General features: G+C 29.9%; 14 protein-coding genes. 9 read left to right on the forward strand and 5 right to left on the reverse strand.

The annotated features are described in order from the left end of the window. Nucleotides 1-13: 13 nt before the first annotated feature. Both BM335_RS04975 and BM335_RS04980 read left to right on the forward strand, forming a co-directional pair. Nucleotides 14-1261: an MFS transporter gene (locus tag BM335_RS04975; RefSeq protein WP_090223783.1), complete on the forward strand. Its 1248-nt coding sequence runs from the start codon at nucleotides 14-16 to the stop codon at nucleotides 1259-1261. Then, entirely contained in the window at nucleotides 1261-2160 is a 900-nt protein-coding gene (locus tag BM335_RS04980) for a carbohydrate kinase family protein (RefSeq protein ID WP_090223786.1), read from the forward strand. Before BM335_RS04975 ends, BM335_RS04980 begins: the two co-directional genes overlap by 1 nt. 388 nt (nucleotides 2161-2548) lie before the next feature. On the opposite strand, the gene BM335_RS04985 is transcribed toward BM335_RS04980, so the two are convergent. From BM335_RS04985 to BM335_RS05005, 5 genes are all read right to left on the reverse strand, one after another. Further along, nucleotides 2549-4951, reverse strand: a complete 2403-nt coding sequence (locus BM335_RS04985) for a polysaccharide lyase 6 family protein (RefSeq protein WP_090223788.1) — start codon at nucleotides 4949-4951, stop codon at nucleotides 2549-2551. Between the two features lie 141 nt (nucleotides 4952-5092). Next, nucleotides 5093-6196: an acyltransferase family protein gene (locus tag BM335_RS04990; RefSeq protein WP_090223791.1), complete on the reverse strand. Its 1104-nt coding sequence runs from the start codon at nucleotides 6194-6196 to the stop codon at nucleotides 5093-5095. Between the two features lie 11 nt (nucleotides 6197-6207). Further along, nucleotides 6208-7533 (reverse strand): sugar MFS transporter, encoded by a 1326-nt coding sequence (locus BM335_RS04995; RefSeq protein WP_090223794.1) that lies wholly within the window; start codon nucleotides 7531-7533, stop codon nucleotides 6208-6210. A 137-nt stretch (nucleotides 7534-7670) separates the two neighbouring features. Further along, nucleotides 7671-8393 (reverse strand): LytR/AlgR family response regulator transcription factor, encoded by a 723-nt coding sequence (locus BM335_RS05000; protein ID WP_090223797.1) that lies wholly within the window; start codon nucleotides 8391-8393, stop codon nucleotides 7671-7673. Then, nucleotides 8390-9448 carry a sensor histidine kinase gene (locus tag BM335_RS05005; protein WP_245780609.1) on the reverse strand — a complete coding sequence of 353 codons (1059 nt, stop codon included), beginning with the start codon at nucleotides 9446-9448 and terminating at the stop codon, nucleotides 8390-8392. The genes BM335_RS05000 and BM335_RS05005 overlap by 4 nt, the downstream gene beginning before the upstream one ends. A 222-nt stretch (nucleotides 9449-9670) precedes the next feature. Between BM335_RS05005 and BM335_RS05010 the strand changes: the two genes are divergently transcribed. The 7 genes from BM335_RS05010 (at nucleotide 9671) to BM335_RS05040 (ending at nucleotide 22530) form a co-directional block, all read left to right on the forward strand. Then, nucleotides 9671-12763, forward strand: coding sequence for a SusC/RagA family TonB-linked outer membrane protein (locus BM335_RS05010; RefSeq protein ID WP_090223800.1), 3093 nt, complete (start codon nucleotides 9671-9673; stop codon nucleotides 12761-12763). A 4-nt stretch (nucleotides 12764-12767) separates the two neighbouring features. Then, entirely contained in the window at nucleotides 12768-14345 is a 1578-nt protein-coding gene (locus BM335_RS05015) for a RagB/SusD family nutrient uptake outer membrane protein (protein WP_090223802.1), read from the forward strand. Nucleotides 14346-14500: 155 nt separating this feature from the next. After that, nucleotides 14501-16438 carry a glucosamine-6-phosphate deaminase gene (gene nagB / locus BM335_RS05020; protein ID WP_245780610.1) on the forward strand — a complete coding sequence of 646 codons (1938 nt, stop codon included), beginning with the start codon at nucleotides 14501-14503 and terminating at the stop codon, nucleotides 16436-16438. A gap of 6 nt (nucleotides 16439-16444) precedes the next feature. Beyond that, a complete protein-coding gene (locus BM335_RS05025; protein WP_090223808.1) occupies nucleotides 16445-18529 on the forward strand; it encodes a beta-N-acetylhexosaminidase in 2085 nt (694 codons plus the stop codon). A gap of 19 nt (nucleotides 18530-18548) precedes the next feature. After that, nucleotides 18549-19400 carry an N-acetylglucosamine kinase gene (locus tag BM335_RS05030; protein WP_090223810.1) on the forward strand — a complete coding sequence of 284 codons (852 nt, stop codon included), beginning with the start codon at nucleotides 18549-18551 and terminating at the stop codon, nucleotides 19398-19400. A gap of 112 nt (nucleotides 19401-19512) precedes the next feature. Next, nucleotides 19513-21507, forward strand: a complete 1995-nt coding sequence (locus tag BM335_RS05035; RefSeq protein ID WP_090223813.1) for a protein-disulfide reductase DsbD family protein — start codon at nucleotides 19513-19515, stop codon at nucleotides 21505-21507. A gap of 9 nt (nucleotides 21508-21516) precedes the next feature. Beyond that, nucleotides 21517-22530, forward strand: coding sequence for a TlpA family protein disulfide reductase (locus BM335_RS05040; RefSeq protein WP_090223816.1), 1014 nt, complete (start codon nucleotides 21517-21519; stop codon nucleotides 22528-22530). Nucleotides 22531-22566 lie beyond the last annotated feature (36 nt).

A 22566-nucleotide genomic window follows, 5' to 3' on the forward strand; every position in this document is an offset into this window, starting at 1 on the left:
ACAAATTAATACAATGAAAAATCAGGTAGAACAAACGACAGAATACAATCAAAAAAACATAAAGTGGTTAACTTACCTTATGTTTATGATGTTTGCTATGACAACAGATGCAGTGGGTGTTATTATTCCAGAAGTAATGAAGGAATTTAATTTATCAATGACTGCAGCTGGACTTTTACATTACGGTCCAATGACAGCAATTGCGTTGGCCGGTATATTTTTAGGCTTTTTAGCAGATAAAATAGGTAGAAAAAAAACAATTATAATAGGTTTGGCATTATTCGCTGTAAACTCATATTTATTTTTGTTGGGTAATACTTTTGGGTTTTTCTTAGTGTTGTTAATTATTTCTGGAGCAGCAATTGGTGTTTTTAAAACAGGTGCTTTGGCATTGATTGGAGATATGTCAAAATCTACAAACGATCATACGTCAACAATGAATGTTGTAGAAGGATTTTTTGGCGTAGGAGCTATAATTGGTCCGTTTTTAGTAAGTTATTTTTTGACCAAAAATGTAGATTGGAAATGGCTATATGTGGTGGCAGCTACTTTATGTGTGGTTTTAATTATTATAGCTTTTTTTGCAAAATATCCAGATACTAAAAAATCTACAGAAGAGCCAATAAATATTAAACGAACCTTGCTTATGGTGAAAGATAAATATGCCCTTGGATTTTCTTTAGCCGCTTTTTTATATGTTGCTGTTGAAGCTGCAATTTATGTTTGGATGCCAACTTTAATAGCTGGGTACGATGGTAGTTTTACTTTTATAGCGCTGTATGCATTGCCTATATTTTTTATTTTACGTGCAGGAGGACGCTTTTTAGGTGCATGGATGTTAGAGCGTTTTGATTGGACTGTTGTAATGGCTATTTCAAGTTTTGCAATATTATTGTGTTATGCTTTTAGTTTTTTAAATAGTACAGCCACAGTTGTATTATTACCATTATCAGGTTTGTTTATGTCTGTTATTTACCCAACAATAAATTCTAAAGGAATTAGTTGTTTTCCAAAAATCAGTCATGGTTCTGTTGCAGGAATTATTTTATTTTTTACAGCTGCAGGTGCGGCTGTTGGACCCATGTTAATGGGTGTAGTTAGCGATTTATTTGGTTCTAATGCAATATACGGTTTTATGTTAGCAACCTTTTTTGCAGCTATATTATTTCTCGGATTTTTATATAATATGATTTTTAAACCGACTCATATTCGTATTTCACAATTAAATGAAAGCGAATATGTAAATTTAAGTAAGTTATAATGGCTAGTAAAAAGTTAAAAGCGGTTTGTTTTGGCGAAATTTTATTTGATGTTTTTCCTAAACTTAAAAAAATAGGAGGAGCACCTTTAAATGTGGCTTCTCGGTTAAAATCATTTGGTGTTGATGTTGCTATGATTAGCGCAGTTGGTAATGATGAAAATGGAAAAGAATTAATTGAATATTTTCAAAAATTAGAAATCAATACAAGATCAATTCAAGTAAAAAAAAATTATCCAACAGGAGTTGTAAATGTCCAATTGAATGAAAAAGGAAATGCTTCTTACGATATTGCCTATCCTTCTGCTTGGGATAAAATTCGTTTATCTATTGATGATTTAGAATTAGTTAAAAATGCCGATTTTTTTGTATATGGAAGCTTGGCTGCTCGTGATGAATCAACAAAAAAAACAGTATTGCAATTGTTAGAAGTTGCTAATTATAAAATATTTGACATCAATTTAAGAAATCCGCATTATACTGAAGATACTTTGATTGAGTTTATGAATACCGCAGATTTTATTAAGTTTAATGATGAAGAATTGTATGAAGTTTCTCGATTTTTAGGTTCTACATATAATTCATTGCAACAAAACTTAGAATTTATTGCCCAAAAAACAACTACAAAAACAATTTGTGTAACCTTGGGTTCTCATGGAGCAGTTTTATTCGTTGATGAAACATATTATCATAGTTGTGGCTATTATGTAGATGTTGTTGATACCGTTGGATCTGGAGATTCCTTTTTAGCCACTTTGATAAACAAACTATTTACGGATAAAGACCCACAGAAGGCTATTATTTATGCTTGTGCAGTTGGAGCGTTGGTAGCACAAAGCGAAGGTGCAAATCCTATAATTTCGGAGGATGTTGTACTGAATTTTATAGCAGGAACTAAATAAATTGCTGTAAAATAAGTATATTTTATAGAATTCAATTTTGGAATAAAAATATAGATGACTGTTTTTTATGTTGTTTTAAAACAATTTTCTCACTGTACAAAAGGTTTTTTGTAATTTTACAAAGGCTTTTTATAAAAGCATTTGTGTTTGTTGGTGAAAAATGTAGATAAAATCAGTATAAAAAGTAGATAAATATCTAAAAAAGTACATTAAATTTTACTATTAAGTAGTATAAATATTAAGTATTTAAAATGAGCTAGAAATGGAAATTGCACATTACAAATATACAAAATGATTGTTGATTTTGTTTAAGACAAACTAGGTCATAAACTTAAAAAGCCTAACATTAAATATTTGATGTTAGGCTTTTTAATTGGGGGCTGTTTATTTATTGTTTTAGCTGCAATCCTATGTTTGCAATGCCATTATTTTCTTTTAGTAAAGGAGATTTATCACTTGGTATAAATAGTTTTTTATCTTCCCATTTTGGATTTTTAAAAGCAATGTTTTCCATAATAGCATTATTTGAAGTCTTTATACTTCCATTATCATATATTAGACAATTGGAAATGCTGTTTGAAGTTCCGCTTAAATTCACAAAATTTTTAACTTGATAACTACCTTCAAAAACAGAATTTACAATACTTACATTGTCAATATTTTTGTTTTTAATAGCATAGCCTTTTTCTTGATTATAGACTTTACTGAAAACACAATTTGTTACACGTAAATTACCACCATCAACTGTAGAGCCGCTTTTGTAATAATTAATTGCAAATTCATCAATGTTTTTAAAAACAGTATTATGAACTATTAAATTTTTTGCATTGTACTTTCCTAAAGGATCTTTTTCATACGATAAATTTAAACCTCTATATGCATCGGATATTAGCGTGTTTTTTATGTTAATTGTATCGGCCATTGTTCCAATATAGGCTTTAAAAACACTTCCTCCATTTTTGTTTGTAAAATTTACTAATTGACAATTATCAATACTCAAGTTATAAATTTCTGATTCATTTTCATCAGGTGAAACTACTGCGTATTTTACAACTTCTTTAGCATCTCCATTTAGCATTATGTTTTTCATTGTAAAACTAGCTCCTTGTGTAACTCTAAAAAAGTAAGAAATAGGTTTTTCTAAATTTTCATTTGCTTTTATTTCTACGCCATTTCCTTCATTTTTACCAATAATAGAGATGTTTCCATTAATTTTCATTGATTTATCTACCAAATAAATACCTGGATTTAAAAGCAAAACATCACCAGAATTGGCCTTTTTTAATGCTTTTGAAAGCGTTTCAACACCAGGATCTACTACAAGTGTTTGTGCTTTTTTAACAAGAGTAGGTTCTTCAATCAATGGTTTCCATGTTGGGCCAGCTATGGCATTAATTGCTTCAGGAATTAATTTATTTCCTAAATTAAAAGCGCCAGCAACAAAGTAAGTTCTTGCAGAATTCGTGATATCTACAACTGGACTTGTTGCTATTTTTATGGCAGATTTTAAAAGATTATTATTTTCTGAAGGCATTGGTAAAGAACCTAACATTTCCCAATCTACAATTACTTTAGTAAAATAATTTCCATCTATTTCAACATCGGCATCTACAAAATTTGAAGTAAAAGTAATTCCACTTATAACGTCGTTGGCATTGTAAATTTTACCGCTATTAGTATTGGTTATTAAGTTATTTGCAAAAACTGAATTTATTGGAGCTAATGTTTTTTCATTGTCTTTCCCTGCTCCAAATTGAACGGCATTGCAATTAATTAATGTGTTATTTTGAATAGTAGCATTTTTAACTTGGAAGTAACGGTTTAAAGGTGAGTTTTGTACTCCGTTCATCACTACAATTGGAGCCCGATAATCATCTCCAGAAATACCAATTAATAAGTTGTTTTGTACGGTATGGTCTTCACCAATAATTCTAATACCACCAACTCTCGGATTGTTATTTCCTACAAAAACATTGTTTTCTACTAACGCTCTATTTCCGTGGCGTAAGGTTAAAGTACCTTCACTTTCTAAAAATAAATTGTTTCTATAGATGTTATCACATGATTTATTTGAAATAATTTCAATTTCACCATTGCAATGCTTAAATATATTGTATTCAACGGTTGATTTTGATGATTTCATGGAGTTTTCACTAGTTCCAATTCTGATAGTTTCTCCACCATTAACTCCTAATTCTGGGCGTTCTCCAAAAAAGTTATGGTCAATTAAGTGATTATTTTCAATATGTTCTTCTCCTTTTAACCAAACTACTAATGTTGTACCTTCGTTTGTTTTGCCAGTAAAATTATTATGGTCAACTCTATTGTTTTTTCCCCACATATCAACCCAATGAGTTTCTATACTTTTATCTGTTGGATTGTAATTTGAAATAGTACAATTTGTTAATCTACAATTGTAGGCAAATGTTTTTGAGTCTTTTTTAAAGGAAATAACTTCTTTATCAATTGGAACGCCATCTTTAAACCATAAACCACTTACTACCATGTATTTACCAGAAATAGTTAATTTAGAGTTTCCGGTTATAATAACTTCTCCTTCTTTTTCTGCAGTTATAGTTATAGGTGCTTCTTTAGTTCCAATTCCATTTACATTCAGTTGTACATCTTTCCAAATTCCATTTTTTAATATAATAGTATTTCCAGGAATTGCGTTCTTAATTGCATTGTTAAATTGATCAATAGTTTCAACAATTGTTTTCTGAGTTTGAGAAAATAGAGCAATATTTATTTGTGTAAATAATAAAAATAAATAGGAAAATTTTAGTTTCATATATTGAATATTAATTGGTTAACCAGTTTGGTTATCCAAAAATATTCAATTATTTTGATTTATTTGTAATTTTAACTATAAATTAATAATACAGTTTTTCAAATAATATTCTTAAACGCTGCATAAAAAGATACAATTTTATCAGATTTTAATAAATATTTTCCTTTTATACAGTATATAGGTAATTAACCAAAAGAAAATAATATGAGTAACGGCAAATAATAAAGAGCCATTCATATTTCCTGCAATTGGAACAAAAATATCTGCATAAAGATAATCGTAAGCTGAAATAATTTCACCTTGAGCGTTTGTAATGTTAATTAAATAAATAATTACGAGTACGTATATTCCAGAAAACATATAAATTGCTAAAGGATTTGTGCCAAAATGTAAAAATGGAGTGGACCATTTTTTGAAATTATGCACATCAATAATCCATAGTAAAAAAGCTAAAAAAACCATAGCTAATCCTCCTGTATATAAAACATATGAGCTAGTCCATAAAGCTTTATTAATTGGAAACACAAAACTCCAAATAAAACCTATAAAAACAGCAATAGTACCAACAGTAAGTAACTTTTTTACAACTGCCATTATATTGCCTGATGACTCAATTATTTTTCCTGAAAAATAACCCAAAAGTAACGTTGCAACTGCTGGAAGTGAAGATAATAATCCTTCTGGATCAAATGGAATTCCAAAGCCGTTGTACAAGTGATTTTTACCGAATAATAAAACATCTAATTTTAAAACTAAGTTTGATGATAATTCATAAGGTTCATTTGTACTCCCAAAAAATAGCAATCCCCAATAAGCCAATAAAATAATTCCAAAAATAATAAGTAATTGTTTGTAATTAAATTGCATACATAACAATGCGCCAATTAAATAAGCAATTGCAATGCGCTGTAATACACCTAAATATCTTAAATTTTCAAAATCGAAATACGGAAAAGCGTTTAAAAAAACACCTAACAAAAACATGATAGAAAATCGTTTTAATACTTTATAAAGTGATTTTTTTGTAATTCCTTCATCAAATTTTTTAAATGAAAACCACATAGACACTCCAACAATAAATAGAAAAAACGGAAAAACTAAATCTGTTGGCGTACAGCCGTGCCATTTTGAATGCAATAATGGGGGATACACATAACTCCAACTTCCGGGCGTATTTACCATAATCATTAATGCAATTGTTAAGCCTCGCATTACATCAAGAGCCATTAATCTTTGAGTAGCCATAAAAAATTAGATTATTTTTTCAACCCTAATTTATGACCAGCAATGGCGTAATATAAAATAATGATATAGCAAGGTAATAAAATCCAATAGCCAGCTGTTGCAGATTGTGCCGATGCAGCTGCTTCACTAAAACCTTGTGAAAGTAATTCCATTTTATTACTATCTACAAAACGTCCGTATAAAGGAGGGATTATTGCACCTCCAGATATTGCCATAATTAATAATGCAGAAGCTGTTTTGGTAAATTTACCCAATCCTTTTAAAGTTAAAGGCCAAACGGCTGGCCAAACTAAAGCGTTTGCAATTCCCAAAGCAGCTACAAATAATATAGATACAAATCCTGTTGTAAACACTATACAAAATGTTAATACAATTCCTAAAATAGCACTTGCTTTTAAAGCAAATGCTTGGTTTATATATTTTGGAATTAAAAATACGCCCAAACCATACGTAGCAACCATTGCCATTAAAGTAAATGTTGTAAAATATTTTGCTTCATCACCAGATATTCCTAATGATATTCCGTAAGCAATAATAGTATCTCCTGCAATAACTTCTGCACCAACGTAAACAAATAATGTTAAAACGCCTAACCATAAATGTGGAAACTGAAAAATGCTTGTTTTGGTTGTTTTACCTTCTTCAATTTCATTAATAGGTTCTGCTTCTACGTGAGGTAATGGTGCTTTTCGTATTAAAATTGCTAATACAAACAGTACGGCAGCCATAATAATATAAGGCATTACTACACTATCGGCCATAGTATTTAGTAATTGTGTTTTTTCGGTTGCATCAACAACACTTAATTTTTCTTTAATTTCATCAATTCCAGAAAGTAAAATTGCTCCAAAAATTAATGAACCTAACGCACCAGCTACTTTATTGGCAATTCCCATTATTGCAATACGTTTTGCAGCGCTATCAATGGGTCCTAAAATGGTAATATATGGGTTTGAAGCAGTTTGTAATAAAGTCATTCCCATTCCTTGAATAAAAATACCGGTTAAAAATACCCAGTAAGTTCTTGCTTCGGCGGCTGGTATAAAAACCAAAGCTCCTAATGCCATAACAAATAAACCTAAACTCATTCCTTTTCTATAACCAATTTTATTTAAAATATAAGAAGCAGGCAGTGCCATTACAACAAAGGAAATATATGATGCCGACGCTACTAAAAAGGATTGTGCAGAAGTTAATTCATTTATTGTTTTCATAAACGGAATTAATGCTCCGTTAATCCAGGTTACAAATCCGAAAATAAAGAATAATCCTGCAATTATTAGTATTGGAATGAATGTGCTTTTATTAGAGTTAAGTTGTTGTTTTGTTGATGACATTGTTATTGTATGTTTGGTTAAAAAATATTTTTCTAAGATACTATTAAAAATAAGTATTAGAAATTATTTTCTCTAATCAACATAAAAACATAGCTGAACTTAACTTTATTGAACATTAACGTTTTTTAAAGGATCAATTAATTGATAAAATCGGTACTATTAAATATTTTTTGCTTTGCTTGAATTAGATAATTTCTGCCAATTGGAATTCTTTTTTTGTTTATTTCAACAGAGTTTCCTTCAACAGCAGTAATTTTATTAATGGCAATGGTAAAAGACCGATGAATTCTTAAAAAATTATCAATTGGTAATTCTTCAGATATACTAGTCATAGATTTATGTACTAGATAGTCTCCTGTAATTGTAAATACTTTTATGTAATCTTTTAAACTTTCTATATATAAAATATCGTTTAATTTAATTTTCATCATTTTTTTATCAACTTTCAAAAAAATAAAAGGTTCTTCTTTTATAGCAATGTCGGTTATTTTTTCTTTTTCAAGACTGATTCTACTTTGAATTTTATTAATAGCTTTTAAAAACCTTCCAAAAGGAATTGGTTTTACTAAATAATCTAACACATCTAAGTCAAAACTTTCTACTGCAAATTCTCTGTAGGCGGTTGTTATTACAATATGGGGACTATTTGTAAGTGTTCTTAAAAATTCTAATCCGCTCATTTTAGGCATATTTATGTCTAAAAATATCACATCAATTTCATTGGTTTCTATAGTTTGTAAAGCGGCAATTGGGGTGTTAAAAGTTGCAACTAATTCCATATTTTGAAACTCAATTAAATGACTTTTTATAACAGAAATAGCCAAAGGTTCGTCATCAATAATAATACATTTTATTTTCATTGAATTGGTATTTTTAATTTAACAAAATAGTGTTGCTTTTTTACAAAAGTCTTTAATTTGAAGTTATTATTAAACAATAATTGTAGTCTTCTTTTAACATTTTTAATACCAATGCCGTGTTTTTGAGTAGTATCGTTAATATGCACAAAACTATTTTTAACACAAAATTTTAAAGTTTTGTTATTAATTATTTCAAATTTAATGCGCACTTGTATTGATTCATTTTCTTGAGCACCATGTTTAAAACAATTTTCTATAAAAGGCAAAAAAAGTAATGGAGGTACTTTAACATCTTCAATATTTCCTATAATATTTATTTTAGAGTTAACTTTATCTCCGTAACGTAATTTTTCTAAATCTAAATAATTTTGAATGTAATTTATTTCATCAAATAAGCTTATTACAGGTTCTTTTACATCATATAAAACATACTGCATAATGTCTGATAATTTTAAAACCACATTGGGTGCAGTATCAGATTTTTGAAGGGTTAAAGCGTATAAATTATTTAAAGTATTAAAAAAGAAATGTGGTTGTATTTGCGATTTTAAAAAATCAAGCTCAGTACTTAATTGTATTTTTTGTAAATCTTCAGCGCGTCTTTTTTCGTAAATCCAATCAAAGGTTAATTTTATAGCAGAAACTAAAGCCACAACATATAATTCACCTAAAACTACTGCTACAATATGGTTAAAAGTAAATGCTTGTTGTGTTCCTTCAGCTTCGGGCCAAATATTTTTGGTTACCAATAAAAAGTTTAAGCCAGTTCTTATACAATACAGTATACATAATGAAAATAAAAGAAAAAGAATGTAACGTTTAAATTTTCTGGTTAAAATGTATTTTGGTATTAAATAGTAAATATTAAAATATACAATTATAATGTGTAAAGGAAATTCAACCAAGTTAGATTTTAATGAATACCAATAATCATCAAAGTAACTTCCCCATCTAATTACATTAAATACAAAATAGCTTCCCCAAAAAAGTAAATGGTACTTTAAAGGTATTTTTATGCTTGAATTTTCAAGCCATTTTAATTTCGAAAAACTCAAATATTAAAATTTTGAAGGTTAAATTTTGTGAAAAATTATAGGTTTTTTTTACGATAACAAAACAATTTGCAATAAAATTATAAATTGACAATAAAACGTTTTCGTTAATATTGCAAAAACTGTTATCTGTTGTTTTTTTTCTGTTGTTTATAGAAATATTTTTTTAAAATCTTTTGATATATCTAAGTTTAAACTTTAATTATTTAACCATTAATTATACTTATGAAAAAATTATTACCACTATTAATGCTGGTTTTTTCTCTTGTAATTACTACACAAGTAAATGCACAAGTTAAAACTATTTCTGGTACAGTTACCGCTGAATTAGATGGCGCTCCTTTGCCAGGAGTTAATGTTGTTTTGCAAGGAACAACAAAAGGAAGTCAAACAGATTTTGATGGAAAATATAGTATAGAAGCTTCAAACGGAGATGTGCTTGTTTTTTCATTTATTGGAATGAAAACAAAATTTGTAAATGTTACTGATGCTAATACATTAAACGTAGTTTTAGCCGAAGACGCATTAAGTTTAAACGAAGTAATTGTTACTGCTTTAGGTATGAAAAAAGAGAAGAAAGCATTAACATATTCTGCTCAGGAAGTAAAAGGGGAAGATTTAACTAAAGTAAAACAAACCAATCCAATAAACAGTTTATCTGGTAAATCTGCTGGTTTAACTATTACTAAAAGTTCATCAGGTGTTGGTGGAGCTTCAAAAGTTGTGCTAAGAGGAAATTCTTCAACAACAAATAACGATCCTTTGTATGTTATTGATGGTGTGCCAATGTTAAACAGCGGAAATGGACAAAATGGTGAAGAGCCAGGAACTAGTATTTTTGGAGGTCAAATTGGAAATAGAGATGGAGGTGATGCATTGTCATTATTAAATCCAGATGATATTGAGAGTATGTCGGTTTTAAAAGGTGCTTCAGCAGCAGCTTTATACGGAAGTCAAGGTGCTAATGGTGTAATTTTAATTACTACGAAAAGCGGAAAAGATGGAAAAGTTCAAGTAAACTTTAGTTCAAGTATTACTGTTGATAATGTAGTTTCTTTACCAGAATTACAAACTGAGTACCAATCAAATTCAGTTGGACAACCAATCGCTGAGAATGGGAATGTTACAGACCCTAAATCTTGGGGCGCTAAAAAAAGTGGATTAACAAATGGTGTTGATGATTTTTTTAAAACAGGTTATACGGCCATTCAATCAATATCATTAACAGCAGGAAATGAAAAGGCTCAAACATTTTTCTCTTACGCAAACACAACTGCAGGAGGTGTAATGCCAAACAACAAATTAGTAAGAAACAATTTAAACTTACGTGAAACCGCTAATTTTTTAAATAATAAAATACAAGTTTCAGCAAATATAAACATATCTGATCAACGAATTTGGAATCGACCTACTAACGGATTGTATTCTAATCCATTATCTGGTTTATATTTAAATCCTGTTGGAATAGATTTGAATACGTACAAAAATAAATTTGAATATTTTAATACAGCAACAAATATGATGGATCAATACGCCACTTCATTTGATGAAAATATTCAACAAAACCCATATTGGCTTGTAAATAGAAATCCAAGTAAAGATTTAGCGCAAAGAGTTCTTGCTAATGTTAGTGTTAAATACCAAGTTAATGATGATTTATCTTTCCAATCAAGAGGAAGTTTTGATAAATCTTTTTTTACTTTTGATAAAAGAATGTATGCAGGTAGTGATTTAACTTTTGTGCCAGCAACAGGAAGGTATATTTTAGAAAAAACCGAGAACACACAACAATACTTAGATTTAATTGTGAACTATAACAAAGAAATCTCTGAAGATTTTACTTTTTCAGGAGTGTTAGGTACAAGTTTAACTAAATATTCAATAGGTGACCAACTTTCATTAGATTCAGGAACCAGTAGCGGATTAACATATCCAAACGTATTTACTATAGGTAACTTTGCAAGTACAAATGATATTAAACAATCGGTATCAAACAAAGAAGTACAATCCGTTTTTGGCTCAGCAAATTTTGGTTATAAAAACAAAATATTTTTAGATGTTACAGGAAGAAATGACTGGTCATCAACATTAGTAAATACAGATACAAACTCGTTTTTTTACCCTTCAATTGGTGTAACAGGTGTGTTATCTGAAATGTTTAAAATGCCAGAAAATATTTCATTTGCAAAAATAAGAGCATCGTATGCTGTTGTTGGTAAAGATATTCCTGCGTATGCAACAATTCCTTTAAATTCAATTCCAGTTGGTCAAGGAAATTTTACAAAACCAAGATTTGGTGTTAAAGAAGGCGAAACTTTAAAACCTGAAGAACAAAAATCATTTGAAATTGGTACAGAATGGCGTTTTTTCCATAACAGATTAGGTATTGATTTTACGTATTATAATTCAAAAACTACAGATCAAATATTTTTTATTGCAGCAGAGCCAAACGTAAACGGATTTGTACAAAATATTGTAAACGCTGGTGAAATATCAAATAGCGGAATAGAGCTAGTTTTAAATGCAAAACCAATTGTTAATGATATGTTTAATTGGAATACAACGTTAAACTTTGCAACCAATAAAAATAAAGTAGTTTCTGTACATCCTTCATTACAAAATGGTGAAGCAATTTTAACAGCACCAGGTGTTAATGGTTACGCATATTCATTAATTGAAGGTGAAGATTTTGGGAGCATTCGAGGCCGTTCTGTTGTAAGAAATGAAAACGGTTTACCAGTTGTAACAGATGATGCAGGAAGCTTAACCTTAGAAACTACCGATTTTGAAACTATTGCGCACGCACAACCAGATTTTACTTTTGGATGGAGCAATACATTTGATTTTAAAGACTTTTCATTCAACTTTTTAATTGATGCTAAAGTTGGTGGTGAAGTAGTAAGTGTAACGGAAGCCGTAAACGATTTTTATGGGGTTTCACAAGCAACGGCAGATGCTAGAAATAATAATGGCGGCATGGTTGATGTTGTTGATACAAATGGCAATTTAAAACAAATGACAGCGCAAGATTATTATTTAAAAACCGGAGGTAGAGCTGGTTTATTAGGCGAATATGTTTACGATGCAACTAATGTTAGTTTAAGAGAAGTTTCATTTGGATATAACTTAAAATTTGAAAAAAGTTTTGTTGAGAACATGAGACTTTCAGTAATAGCAAACAATTTATTCTTTATTTATAAAGATGCTCCGTTCGACCCAAATATTGCTTCTAGTACAGGGATAGGATTGCAAGGTGTTGATATTTATGGTCAACCATCTACAAGAAGTATAGGATTAAACATTAACGTAAATTTTTAAAAAAATGAATAAACTTATAAAATATACACTAACATCCATAGTAGCTGTTAGTTTTCTAAACTGTACTGGTGACTTTGAGAGCATCAATACAGATCCAAACGGTATCTCAAACGAAAGTTTAACACAAATGAACAATCATATAGGAGGTTCATTTACACCAATGTTTTTAAATGTTTTTAATGTAACTCCAGCTTGGAATTATCAATTGCAACAAAATTTAATGGGTGATGTGTATTCAGGGTATATGACTCCTCCAACACCATTTGCAGGAAATGTAAATAACATGACGTATAGCTTAATGGATGGTTGGAACGGATTTCCTTGGTCAGATGCTTATGAAAATGTAATGCCTTTTGTTTTAGATGTAAAAAATGCAGTTGCTGTTGGTGGAGATGAATCTGGCGTAAAGTTTGTGCATTTGGCAAATATTATCAGAGTTTCAGCAATGCATCGGGTGTCAGATATTTATGGACCAATACGTTATACAAAATTTGATGATTTTGCAACAACTGGAGAGTATGACTCTCAAAAAGTTGCATACAATGCATTTTTTAATGAATTAGGTGATGCAATTGATGGTCTAGCGGCTTATGAAAACGACACACAATTTATTCCTTTTGATATGTCTTCATTGGGTGGTGATATTGCATTGTGGAGAAAATATGCAAATTCTTTAAGATTACGACTTGCAATGAGAATTGTAAATGTTGATCCAGTTTTATCAAAAACACAAGGAGAACTATCATTAAATAGTAATGCAGGTTTGTTAGAAACTATAGATATGAAAATTAACACTGGTTTTTCACATCCAATAGCAACAATAAGTGGTTCTTGGGGTGATATTAGGATGAGTGCTGAAATGGAATCAATTTTAAGTGGATTTAAAGATAATAGAATTGAAAAATATTTTAATCCTGCAGAAGACGCTTCTTTAGCTGGTGCATATAAAGGTATTAGAATGGGAATTGCAATTGAAGCAAAAGGACAATATGTTGGTCACTCTTCAATAGGAAGTGTTGTTGACGGTGAAACTATGCAATGGATGACTGCAGCTGAAATTTGGTTTTTGCGTGCAGAGGCAGCTTTAAGAGGTTGGTCAAATGCAGGTGATGCAAAAAGTAATTATGAAGCAGGCATAAGAGCTTCTTTTACACAACATAATGTTGCTGGCATTGATGCTTATTTAGCGGATAATACAAGTACACCAAAAGATTTTGTTGATGCCTTAAATCCAGCAAATAATATTGCTTATCCAAGTACTATTAAAATTGCTTTTAATTCTAATGGTACTAATGAAGAAAAATTAGAACAAATAATTACCCAAAAATGGATTGCAATGTTTCCTGATGGACAAGAAGCTTGGAGTGAATTTAGAAGAACTGGATATCCGAAAATTTTCCCTGTAGTAATAAACAATAGCGGAGGGACAATTGATACTAATATTCAAATTAGAAGAATAAATTTTGTTCAAAATGAAAAGAATACCAACAATGCAAATGTTACAAAAGCAATTACCCTTTTAAATGGTTCTGATAACGGAGGCACTAGACTTTGGTGGGATGTATCAGGAAGTAATTTCTAATGTGTTTTTTTATATTGAGTTTTGATTAATGAAAAAGCAAACGGAATTAGTCACTTCCGTTTGCTTTTTATAGCTAAATAAAAGCTTTTGGTCGAAAAAATAAAATTTTAAAAAAGGCATTCAATAAATTTACCATACAATATTCTTTTTTATTTATGAATAATAATCTAACTATGACTACAACTACTACCAAAATTAAATACCAACCAGCAGGTCAATTTGAAGATACTCGATTTGAGAAAATTCATAACATTGTTTTTTCAAGCTCTGTTGAAGCATCTATTTGTGTAGCTCAAGAAATTGCTGAATTAATTAGAGCAAAACAAAAAGAAAATAAGCATTGTATATTAGGTTTAGCAACAGGTTCTTCTCCAATTAAAGTGTATGAAGAACTGGTAAGAATGCACAAAGAAGAAAGCTTAAGCTTTTCTAACGTTGTAACTTTTAATTTAGATGAATATTATCCTATGGATAAAAGCAGTGTACATAGCTACTATTATTTTATGCACCAGCATTTATTTAATCATATTGATATTCAACCAAAAAATATAAACATACCAAACGGAACAGTTTCAATTGATGAATTACATCAATATTGTATTGATTACGATTTAAAAATTAAAGAATATGGTGGATTAGATTTTCAATTATTAGGAATTGGAAGAACTGGACATATTGGATTTAATGAACCTGGATCTCACTACAATTCTGGTACAAGAAGTATTACTTTAGATCATTTAACACGTGTTGATGCAGCACCATCTTTTTTAGGAATTGATAATGTTCCTAAAAAAGCAATAACAATGGGTATTGGAACCGTTAAAAAAGCAAAAAGAATTGTTTTATTAGCTTGGGGACACAACAAAGCTTCTATAGTTAAAGAAACTATTGAAGGAGAAATAACTTCTGAAGTTCCAGCAACATACCTTCAAGAACATGAAAATACAACTTTTATTTTAAACGATGAAGCTGCTCAAGATTTAACTCGTTTAAACACGCCTTGGTTAGTTGGACCTTGTATTTGGACCGAAGAATTAACAAGTAAAGCCATTATTTGGTTATGTAAGTTAACCAAAAAGTCTATTCTTAAATTAACAGATAAAGATTATAATAATCACGGAATGTCTAGTTTATTGGTACAAGAAGGTTCTGCTTATGATATCAATATAAAAATGTTTAATAAATTACAGCACACCATAACTGGCTGGCCAGGTGGAAAACCAAATGCTGATGATTCATCTAGACCAGAACGTGCAAATCCTGTTAAAAAAAGAGTGTTAATATTTAGTCCACATCCTGATGATGATGTAATCTCAATGGGAGGAACATTTGATCGATTAGTTGAACAAGGACACGAAGTACATGTTGCTTACCAAACCTCTGGAAATATTGCTGTTTCAGATTATGAAGCTCTAAAATATGCTGAAGTAGTTAAAGATGTAAATTCTGGCAGTGTTAATATTGATGTAATTATTGAAAAATTAAAATCAAAAGAAGATGATGTTGAAGATGCTTTGGAGGTTAGAAAATTAAAAGGATTAATTAGAAAAAGAGAATCGTTAGCCGCTACCAGATTTATTGGTGTACCTGATGAAAATGTTCATTTTTTAAACCTTCCATTTTATGAAACCGGTACAATTAAAAAAAATCCGTTAGGAAAAACTGATATTGATATTGTGGTAAGTTTAATAAAATCAATTCAACCGCATCAAATTTATGCGGCAGGTGATTTAGCGGATCCACACGGAACTCATAAAGTTTGTTTAGATGCAATTTTTGCGGCTTTAGAAATTTTAAAACCTGAAAAGTATATGGATGATTGCTGGGTTTGGTTATATAGAGGCGCTTGGCACGAGTGGGATATCCACCAAATTGATATGGCTGTACCAATGAGTCCAGATCAAGTTTTAAGAAAAAGAAAAGCAATTTTCTTTCATCAATCTCAAAAAGATGGAGTGATGTTTCAAGGAAATGATACTCGAGAATTTTGGGTGCGTGCAGAGGAAAGAAACAATGAAACTGCTCAAAAATACCACCAATTAGGTTTGGCTGATTATGCTGCTTTAGAAGCATTTAAAAGATATTATTATTAAAAAACTATGAAAAAAATTCTATTCTTTTTTATACTGTTAAATGTAATCTCTTCTTGGAGTCAATCTAAGGAATTAAACCTAATGCCTTGGCCACAAGAGTTAGTTTTAGGAAAATCAAAACTTGAAATTCAACCTGATTTTACAATTGTTGTACATCAAAAAATAACCAAAAGAATAGAAATAGCAACCACTAAGTTTTTAAGAAGATTAAGTGGCAGAACAGGTGTTTTTTTTGATAACGGATTTGCTTTTAATGCAAACTCAATACAAAATGCCACACTTGAAATTTTTTATAAAAGAGCAGGGAAGTTAGAAATAAATGAAGATGAATCTTATCAATTAAAAACTTCATCAAATAAAATTTCTATAGAAGCTACTACAGATATTGGCGTAATTTATGCTTTAGAAACCTTGTTGCAATTACTTGATAATAATGACACATCATACTATTTTCCTGAAGTTAGTATTAATGATTTTCCTAGATTTACTTGGCGTGGATTAATGATAGATGTAGCACGTCATTTTCATCCGGTTGATGTTTTAAAGCGAAATTTAGATGCAATGGCTGCTGTAAAAATGAATGTATTTCATTGGCATTTAACCGATGATCAAGGATTTAGAATTGAATCTAAAAAACATCCAAAATTACATCAATTGGGTTCAGACGGGCAATATTATACGCAAGAACAAATTAAAGATGTTGTTCAGTACGCTTCAGACAGAGGAATTAGAGTGGTTCCAGAAATAGATGTTCCTGGTCATGCAACAGCAATTTTAACTGCATATCCTGAAATTGGAAGTAAAGATACGATTTACTCAATTGAACGATTTTCAGGAATTTTTGATCCAACTTTAGATCCAACAAACGAAAAAACTTATGAAATTTTAGGTGATTTGTTTGCCGAAATGGCTGAATTATTTCCAGACAAGTATTTTCATATTGGAGGTGATGAAAATGAAGGAAAACATTGGGATGAAAATGAGCATATTCAAAGTTTTAAAAAGAAACATAATTTACAATCTAACCATGATTTACAAACCTTTATGAACATTCGTTTAGAGGAAATTTTAGTTAAATTAGGTAAATCTGTTATGGGTTGGGAAGAAATTATGACAGATAAAATGCCAAAATCTGCTTTAATTCACTCTTGGAAAGGAAAAAATGAAGGCGTTCCACAAAGAAGTTCCTTATTTTTAGCCGCAAAAAAAGGATACAATACCATTTTGTCAAATGGGTATTATATAGATTTAATGCAGCCAGTAAGTGAACATTATTTGGTTGATCCGTTACCTAAAAACAACAACTTATCAGCTATTGAAAAAGCTAGAGTTTTAGGTGGTGAAGCAACTATGTGGAGTGAATTAGCAACAAAATTAACATTAGATTCTAGGTTATGGCCCAGAACCGCAGCAATTGCGGAACGTTTCTGGTCATCTGAAGCAATAGTTGATGTTTCAAATATGTATAAAAGATTGGGTGTTATTAGTTTTAGATTAGAAGAATTAGGTATAACTCATATCAGAAATAGAGATGTAATCTTAAGAAATATTACAAATAATCAAAATATTGAAGCATTAATTACTTTAGCAAAAGTATACGAGCCTTTAAAAATTTATTCAAGAAATGCAGGAGGAACTGAATATAAAACCTATTCTCCGTTTACATTATTTGCCGATGCTTGTACAGCCGATGCAAGTGATGCTATTATTTTTAAAGAACTGGTTCATAATTTTATTTCTTCAAAAGGCGAAAATAGTAAAGCTGAAATTGTTTCTTTTTTTAAAAAATGGGCTGTAAATTACCAGCAGTTTAATCAAATAGAAAAAGGAAGTCCGCTACTTAAAAATATAGCGCCTTTATCTAAAAATTTAGCCGAAATTTCAACAACATTTTTGCAAATTATTAATTCTGAAACTATTACAAAGGAAGATTATACAAATTGTATTGAACAACTTTTGCAAATTGAAAAACCAGTTGAAGATGTAGAGTTAGCAATTTCTAAAGACTTAAAAAAGTTAGCAGCTTTTTTAATTGATACTAAAAAAGTAAGTAATATTTCAAATGAGTATTTCAAAAAAATAACTAATTAGTTTATAAAATTTCAATTAAATGTTACTAATTGCCGACAGTGGTTCAACTAAATGTGATTGGGTTCTTTTTGAAAATAAAGATGCCGCTCCAATTAAAATTAGAACCAAAGGTTTAAATCCTTCAGTTTTAAAAAAGGAAACGCTTCAAAATATAATTTCAGAAAACAAACAGCTTTTAAACTATAAAGACAAAGTAAGTTCAATTCATTTTTATGGCGCTGGTTGCAACACAAACAATACCATACAATTAATTTCAACCATTTTTTCATCTTATTTTAAAAATGCGAAAATAGATGTAAAAGAAGATACAATGGCGGCGGTAAAAGCTTCTACAAATTCAGCTGCCGTAGTTTGTATTTTAGGAACTGGCTCAAATTGTTGTTTTTTTGATGGAAATCAAATCTATCAAAAAGTGCCGGCAATGGGATATATGTTGATGGACGAAGCAAGTGGAAACTATTTTGGGAAAGAATTATTGAAATGTTATTATTACAATCAAATGCCCGAAACACTAAAAGTGTTGTTTGAAGAAAAATTTGTGATTTCAGAAAATGAAGTAATCAGTAAATTATACCAGTCAGATGCTCCAAATAAATATTTAGCCGAATTTGCAGTTTTTTTATTTGAAAATAAGCACGATAGCGTAATGAAAAACATTATTAATAAAGGCATTAAGAAATTTATTGATAATCAAATTTTACAATTTAAAGAAGAGTTAAAGTTTGTGCCGTTATACTTTGTTGGTTCTATTGCATATTATGCGCAAGATTTTATAAATGAAGCCCTGAAAGAAAGAGGGTTAAGGGCTGCTAGGTTTATTAAAAGACCTATTGAAAACTTAATTTATAAAATAAAAGAGGAAACGTTTTAAAATACATTAAGAAAAATTTAACATATTGAAATAGGGTAAATTACTTAATTAAACGACAGAATCATAATTATTGTTTAATTTTGAAATTCTTATAAAAGAATCACCCTTTAATATGAAAAAAATATTTTTAGTTATATCTCTCTTCATAGTTTCACTTAGTTTTTCTCAAATTCATGACCCAGTAAAATGGGAAACTTCAGTTGAAAAAGTTTCAGAAACAGAATACAATTTAATTACAACTGCCATTATTGAAAAAAATTGGCATTTATATTCACAAAATGTTCCGCAAGATGGACCAATTCCAACATCTTTTTCTTATGAAACAAGTAAAGATTTTGAAATAACTGGAAAAACATCAGAAGAAGAAGGTCATACAGTAAATGATCCTGTTTTTGAAATGAAAATTAAATATTTTGAAAACAAAGCAACTTTTAAACAACGCATAAAAGTAATTTCAAAAAGTACATTTGATATAAAAGGTTCTGTTACTTTTATGGTATGTGACGATGCTAATTGCTTACCGCCAACAGATATAGATTTAAATTTTACCATTCCAGTTTCAACTGGGGTTAATTTTTCAGCAAATCCAGTTGAAGATGAAATTGAAGCGAAAGTTTCAGAAATTACTGAAAACACAACAGTTATTGAAACTAAATTACCAAAATCTAAAGATAAAAGTCTGTTAACTATTTTTATTATAGCTTTCTTTTCGGGCTTTGCGGCGTTGTTAACACCGTGTGTGTTTCCAATGATTCCTATGACAGTAAGTTTTTTTACCAAACAAAGTAAAACCAGAGTAGCTGGAATTAAAAATGCCATTATTTACGGAGCTTCTATTGTAATTATTTATGTAGTTTTAGGATTGTTGGTAAGTGCCATTTTTGGTGCAGATGCTTTAAACGCATTATCTACTAATGTATGGTTTAATATTATTTTCTTTTTACTATTAATAGTTTTTGCAATCTCGTTTTTAGGTGCTTTTGAAATTGTATTACCAAGCAGTTGGGGAACAAAAGTTGACGCACAAGCAGATAGAGGTGGAATCATAGGAATTTTCTTTATGGCTTTGGCTTTGGCAATTGTTTCTTTTTCATGTACAGGACCAATTGTTGGAACATTATTAGTTGAAGCTGCAGCTGGAGGCAATCAAATAGGACCAATTGTTGGAATGTTAGGATTTTCATTAGCCCTAGCTATTCCATTTGCATTATTTGCAGCATTTCCTGGGTGGTTAAACTCATTACCAAAATCTGGAGGTTGGTTAAATACCGTTAAAGTTGTTTTAGGATTTTTAGAATTGGCTTTAGCATTTAAATTTTTATCAAACGCCGATTTAGTATTGCAATTACATTGGTTAGAACGTGAAGTTTTCTTAGCTATTTGGATTGCTATTTTTGGAACTTTAGCATTCTATTTATTTGGAAAAATACAATTACCGCATGATTCACCGCTAACTCATATTTCTGTAGGGAGATTAAGTTTAGGGTTATTATCTTTAACCTTCACTATTTATATGATTCCAGGACTTTGGGGAGCGCCACTAAATTTAATTAGCGCATTTCCACCAGCGCAACACTATAGCGAATCTCCTTACGGAGTTGGATCAACAAAAGTTGGAAGTTCATTAAATCAAAACCATTCAGAATTACCTGATGGCGCACACATTATGCCGCCTCATAATATTTTAGCCTTTAATGATTATGATAAAGGTTTGGCCTATGCAAAACAAGTAAACAAACCAATAATGTTAGATTTTACAGGGCACGCTTGTGTAAATTGTCGTAAAATGGAGCAAAATGTTTGGGCAAAAGATGAAATTTTACCAATTTTAAAAAATGATGTCGTTTTAATATCATTGTATGTAGATGATAAAAGACCATTGCCAGAAGGAGATGAAATTGATTCGAAATTAAGACCTGGTAAAAAATTAAAATATATTGGACAAAAATGGAGTGAATTTCAAACCATTAAGTATGGTGCAAATGCGCAACCATTTTATGTGTTAATAAATACCAACGAAGAAAAATTAAACGAGCCAGTTGCTTATACTCCTGATGTTGAGGAATATCACAATTGGTTAAAAACAGGAATATCAAACTTTAAATAATTAATAATAATGAAAAAACTAATTTATTTTTTAAGCATCGTTTTGCTTGTAGCATCTTGTAAAAAAGAAGAACCGAAAGATTATGTAACCTTATCGGGTAAAATTATAGATCAAAATTCAGACTCGTTGGTTGTTCGATCAAGAGACTATAGCAAAACTATTAAAGTAAATGCTGATGGAACTTTTTCAGACACTTTAAAAGTAGCAACTGGAATATACAATTTTTTTGATGGAGCAGAAAGCACTTCAATATATTTAAAAAATGGATTTGATTTAGTTATTTCATTAGATACAAAACAATTTGACGAATCTGTTAGCTTTACGGGTGAAGGAGCTGATGTAAATAATTATTTAGCAGCAAAAGCATTAATGCAAGAAGATGTTTTTGAAAACGATACACTTTTTACCTTAGAAAAAGCAGTTTTTGATCAAAAAATAGGAGAAATTAAAGAAAATTTTAATGCACTTTTAACCAATACACAAAACCTTGATTCATTATTTATTGCTAATGAAATGAAAGGTATTGAAGGTTTTACAAAATATGTTGCTAATAGTTATGAAGAGCAACAATATTTAAATACAGTTTTAGCAAAAGGAAATGTATCACCAAAATTTACAGATTTAGAAAATTTTAAAGGAGGAACAACTTCTTTAGATGATTTAAAAGGAAAATATGTATATGTTGATGTTTGGGCAACTTGGTGTGGACCTTGTAAAAGAGAAATTCCATTTTTAAAGGAAGTTGAAAAAGCATATCATGGCAAAAATATTGAGTTTGTAAGTATATCAATAGATCAAGCAAAAGATCACGAAGCTTGGAAACAAATGGTTGCCGAAAAAGAATTAGGAGGTATTCAATTATTTGCAGAAAATGATTGGAAATCGCAGTTTGTTACAGATTATAAAATTAATGGAATTCCACGTTTTATATTAATTGATCCGCAAGGAAATATTGTTACTCCAGATGCGCCAAGACCATCATCAGACGATTTAAAAGCGTTGTTTGATGAATTAAAGATATAACAAAACCTTATTGATTTTTATTCTAAAAGATACACT

The sequence above is a fragment of the Lutibacter maritimus genome, from assembly GCF_900116115.1.
Taxonomy (GTDB): domain Bacteria; phylum Bacteroidota; class Bacteroidia; order Flavobacteriales; family Flavobacteriaceae; genus Lutibacter; species Lutibacter maritimus.

Bases quoted from the DNA above. Each gene is read 5' to 3' on its own strand.
- BM335_RS04975 (WP_090223783.1), top strand. From the start codon at position 14: ATGAAAAATCAGGTAGAACAAACGACAGAATACAATCAAAAAAACATA.
- BM335_RS04980 (WP_090223786.1), top strand. From the start codon at position 1,261: ATGGCTAGTAAAAAGTTAAAAGCGGTTTGTTTTGGCGAAATTTTATTT.
- BM335_RS04985 (WP_090223788.1), bottom strand. From the start codon at position 4,951: ATGAAACTAAAATTTTCCTATTTATTTTTATTATTTACACAAATAAAT.
- BM335_RS04990 (WP_090223791.1), bottom strand. From the start codon at position 6,196: ATGGCTACTCAAAGATTAATGGCTCTTGATGTAATGCGAGGCTTAACA.
- BM335_RS04995 (WP_090223794.1), bottom strand. From the start codon at position 7,533: ATGTCATCAACAAAACAACAACTTAACTCTAATAAAAGCACATTCATT.
- BM335_RS05000 (WP_090223797.1), bottom strand. From the start codon at position 8,393: ATGAAAATAAAATGTATTATTATTGATGACGAACCTTTGGCTATTTCT.
- BM335_RS05010 (WP_090223800.1), top strand. From the start codon at position 9,671: ATGAAAAAATTATTACCACTATTAATGCTGGTTTTTTCTCTTGTAATT.
- BM335_RS05015 (WP_090223802.1), top strand. From the start codon at position 12,768: ATGAATAAACTTATAAAATATACACTAACATCCATAGTAGCTGTTAGT.
- nagB (WP_245780610.1), top strand. From the start codon at position 14,501: ATGAATAATAATCTAACTATGACTACAACTACTACCAAAATTAAATAC.
- BM335_RS05025 (WP_090223808.1), top strand. From the start codon at position 16,445: ATGAAAAAAATTCTATTCTTTTTTATACTGTTAAATGTAATCTCTTCT.
- BM335_RS05030 (WP_090223810.1), top strand. From the start codon at position 18,549: ATGTTACTAATTGCCGACAGTGGTTCAACTAAATGTGATTGGGTTCTT.
- BM335_RS05035 (WP_090223813.1), top strand. From the start codon at position 19,513: ATGAAAAAAATATTTTTAGTTATATCTCTCTTCATAGTTTCACTTAGT.
- BM335_RS05040 (WP_090223816.1), top strand. From the start codon at position 21,517: ATGAAAAAACTAATTTATTTTTTAAGCATCGTTTTGCTTGTAGCATCT.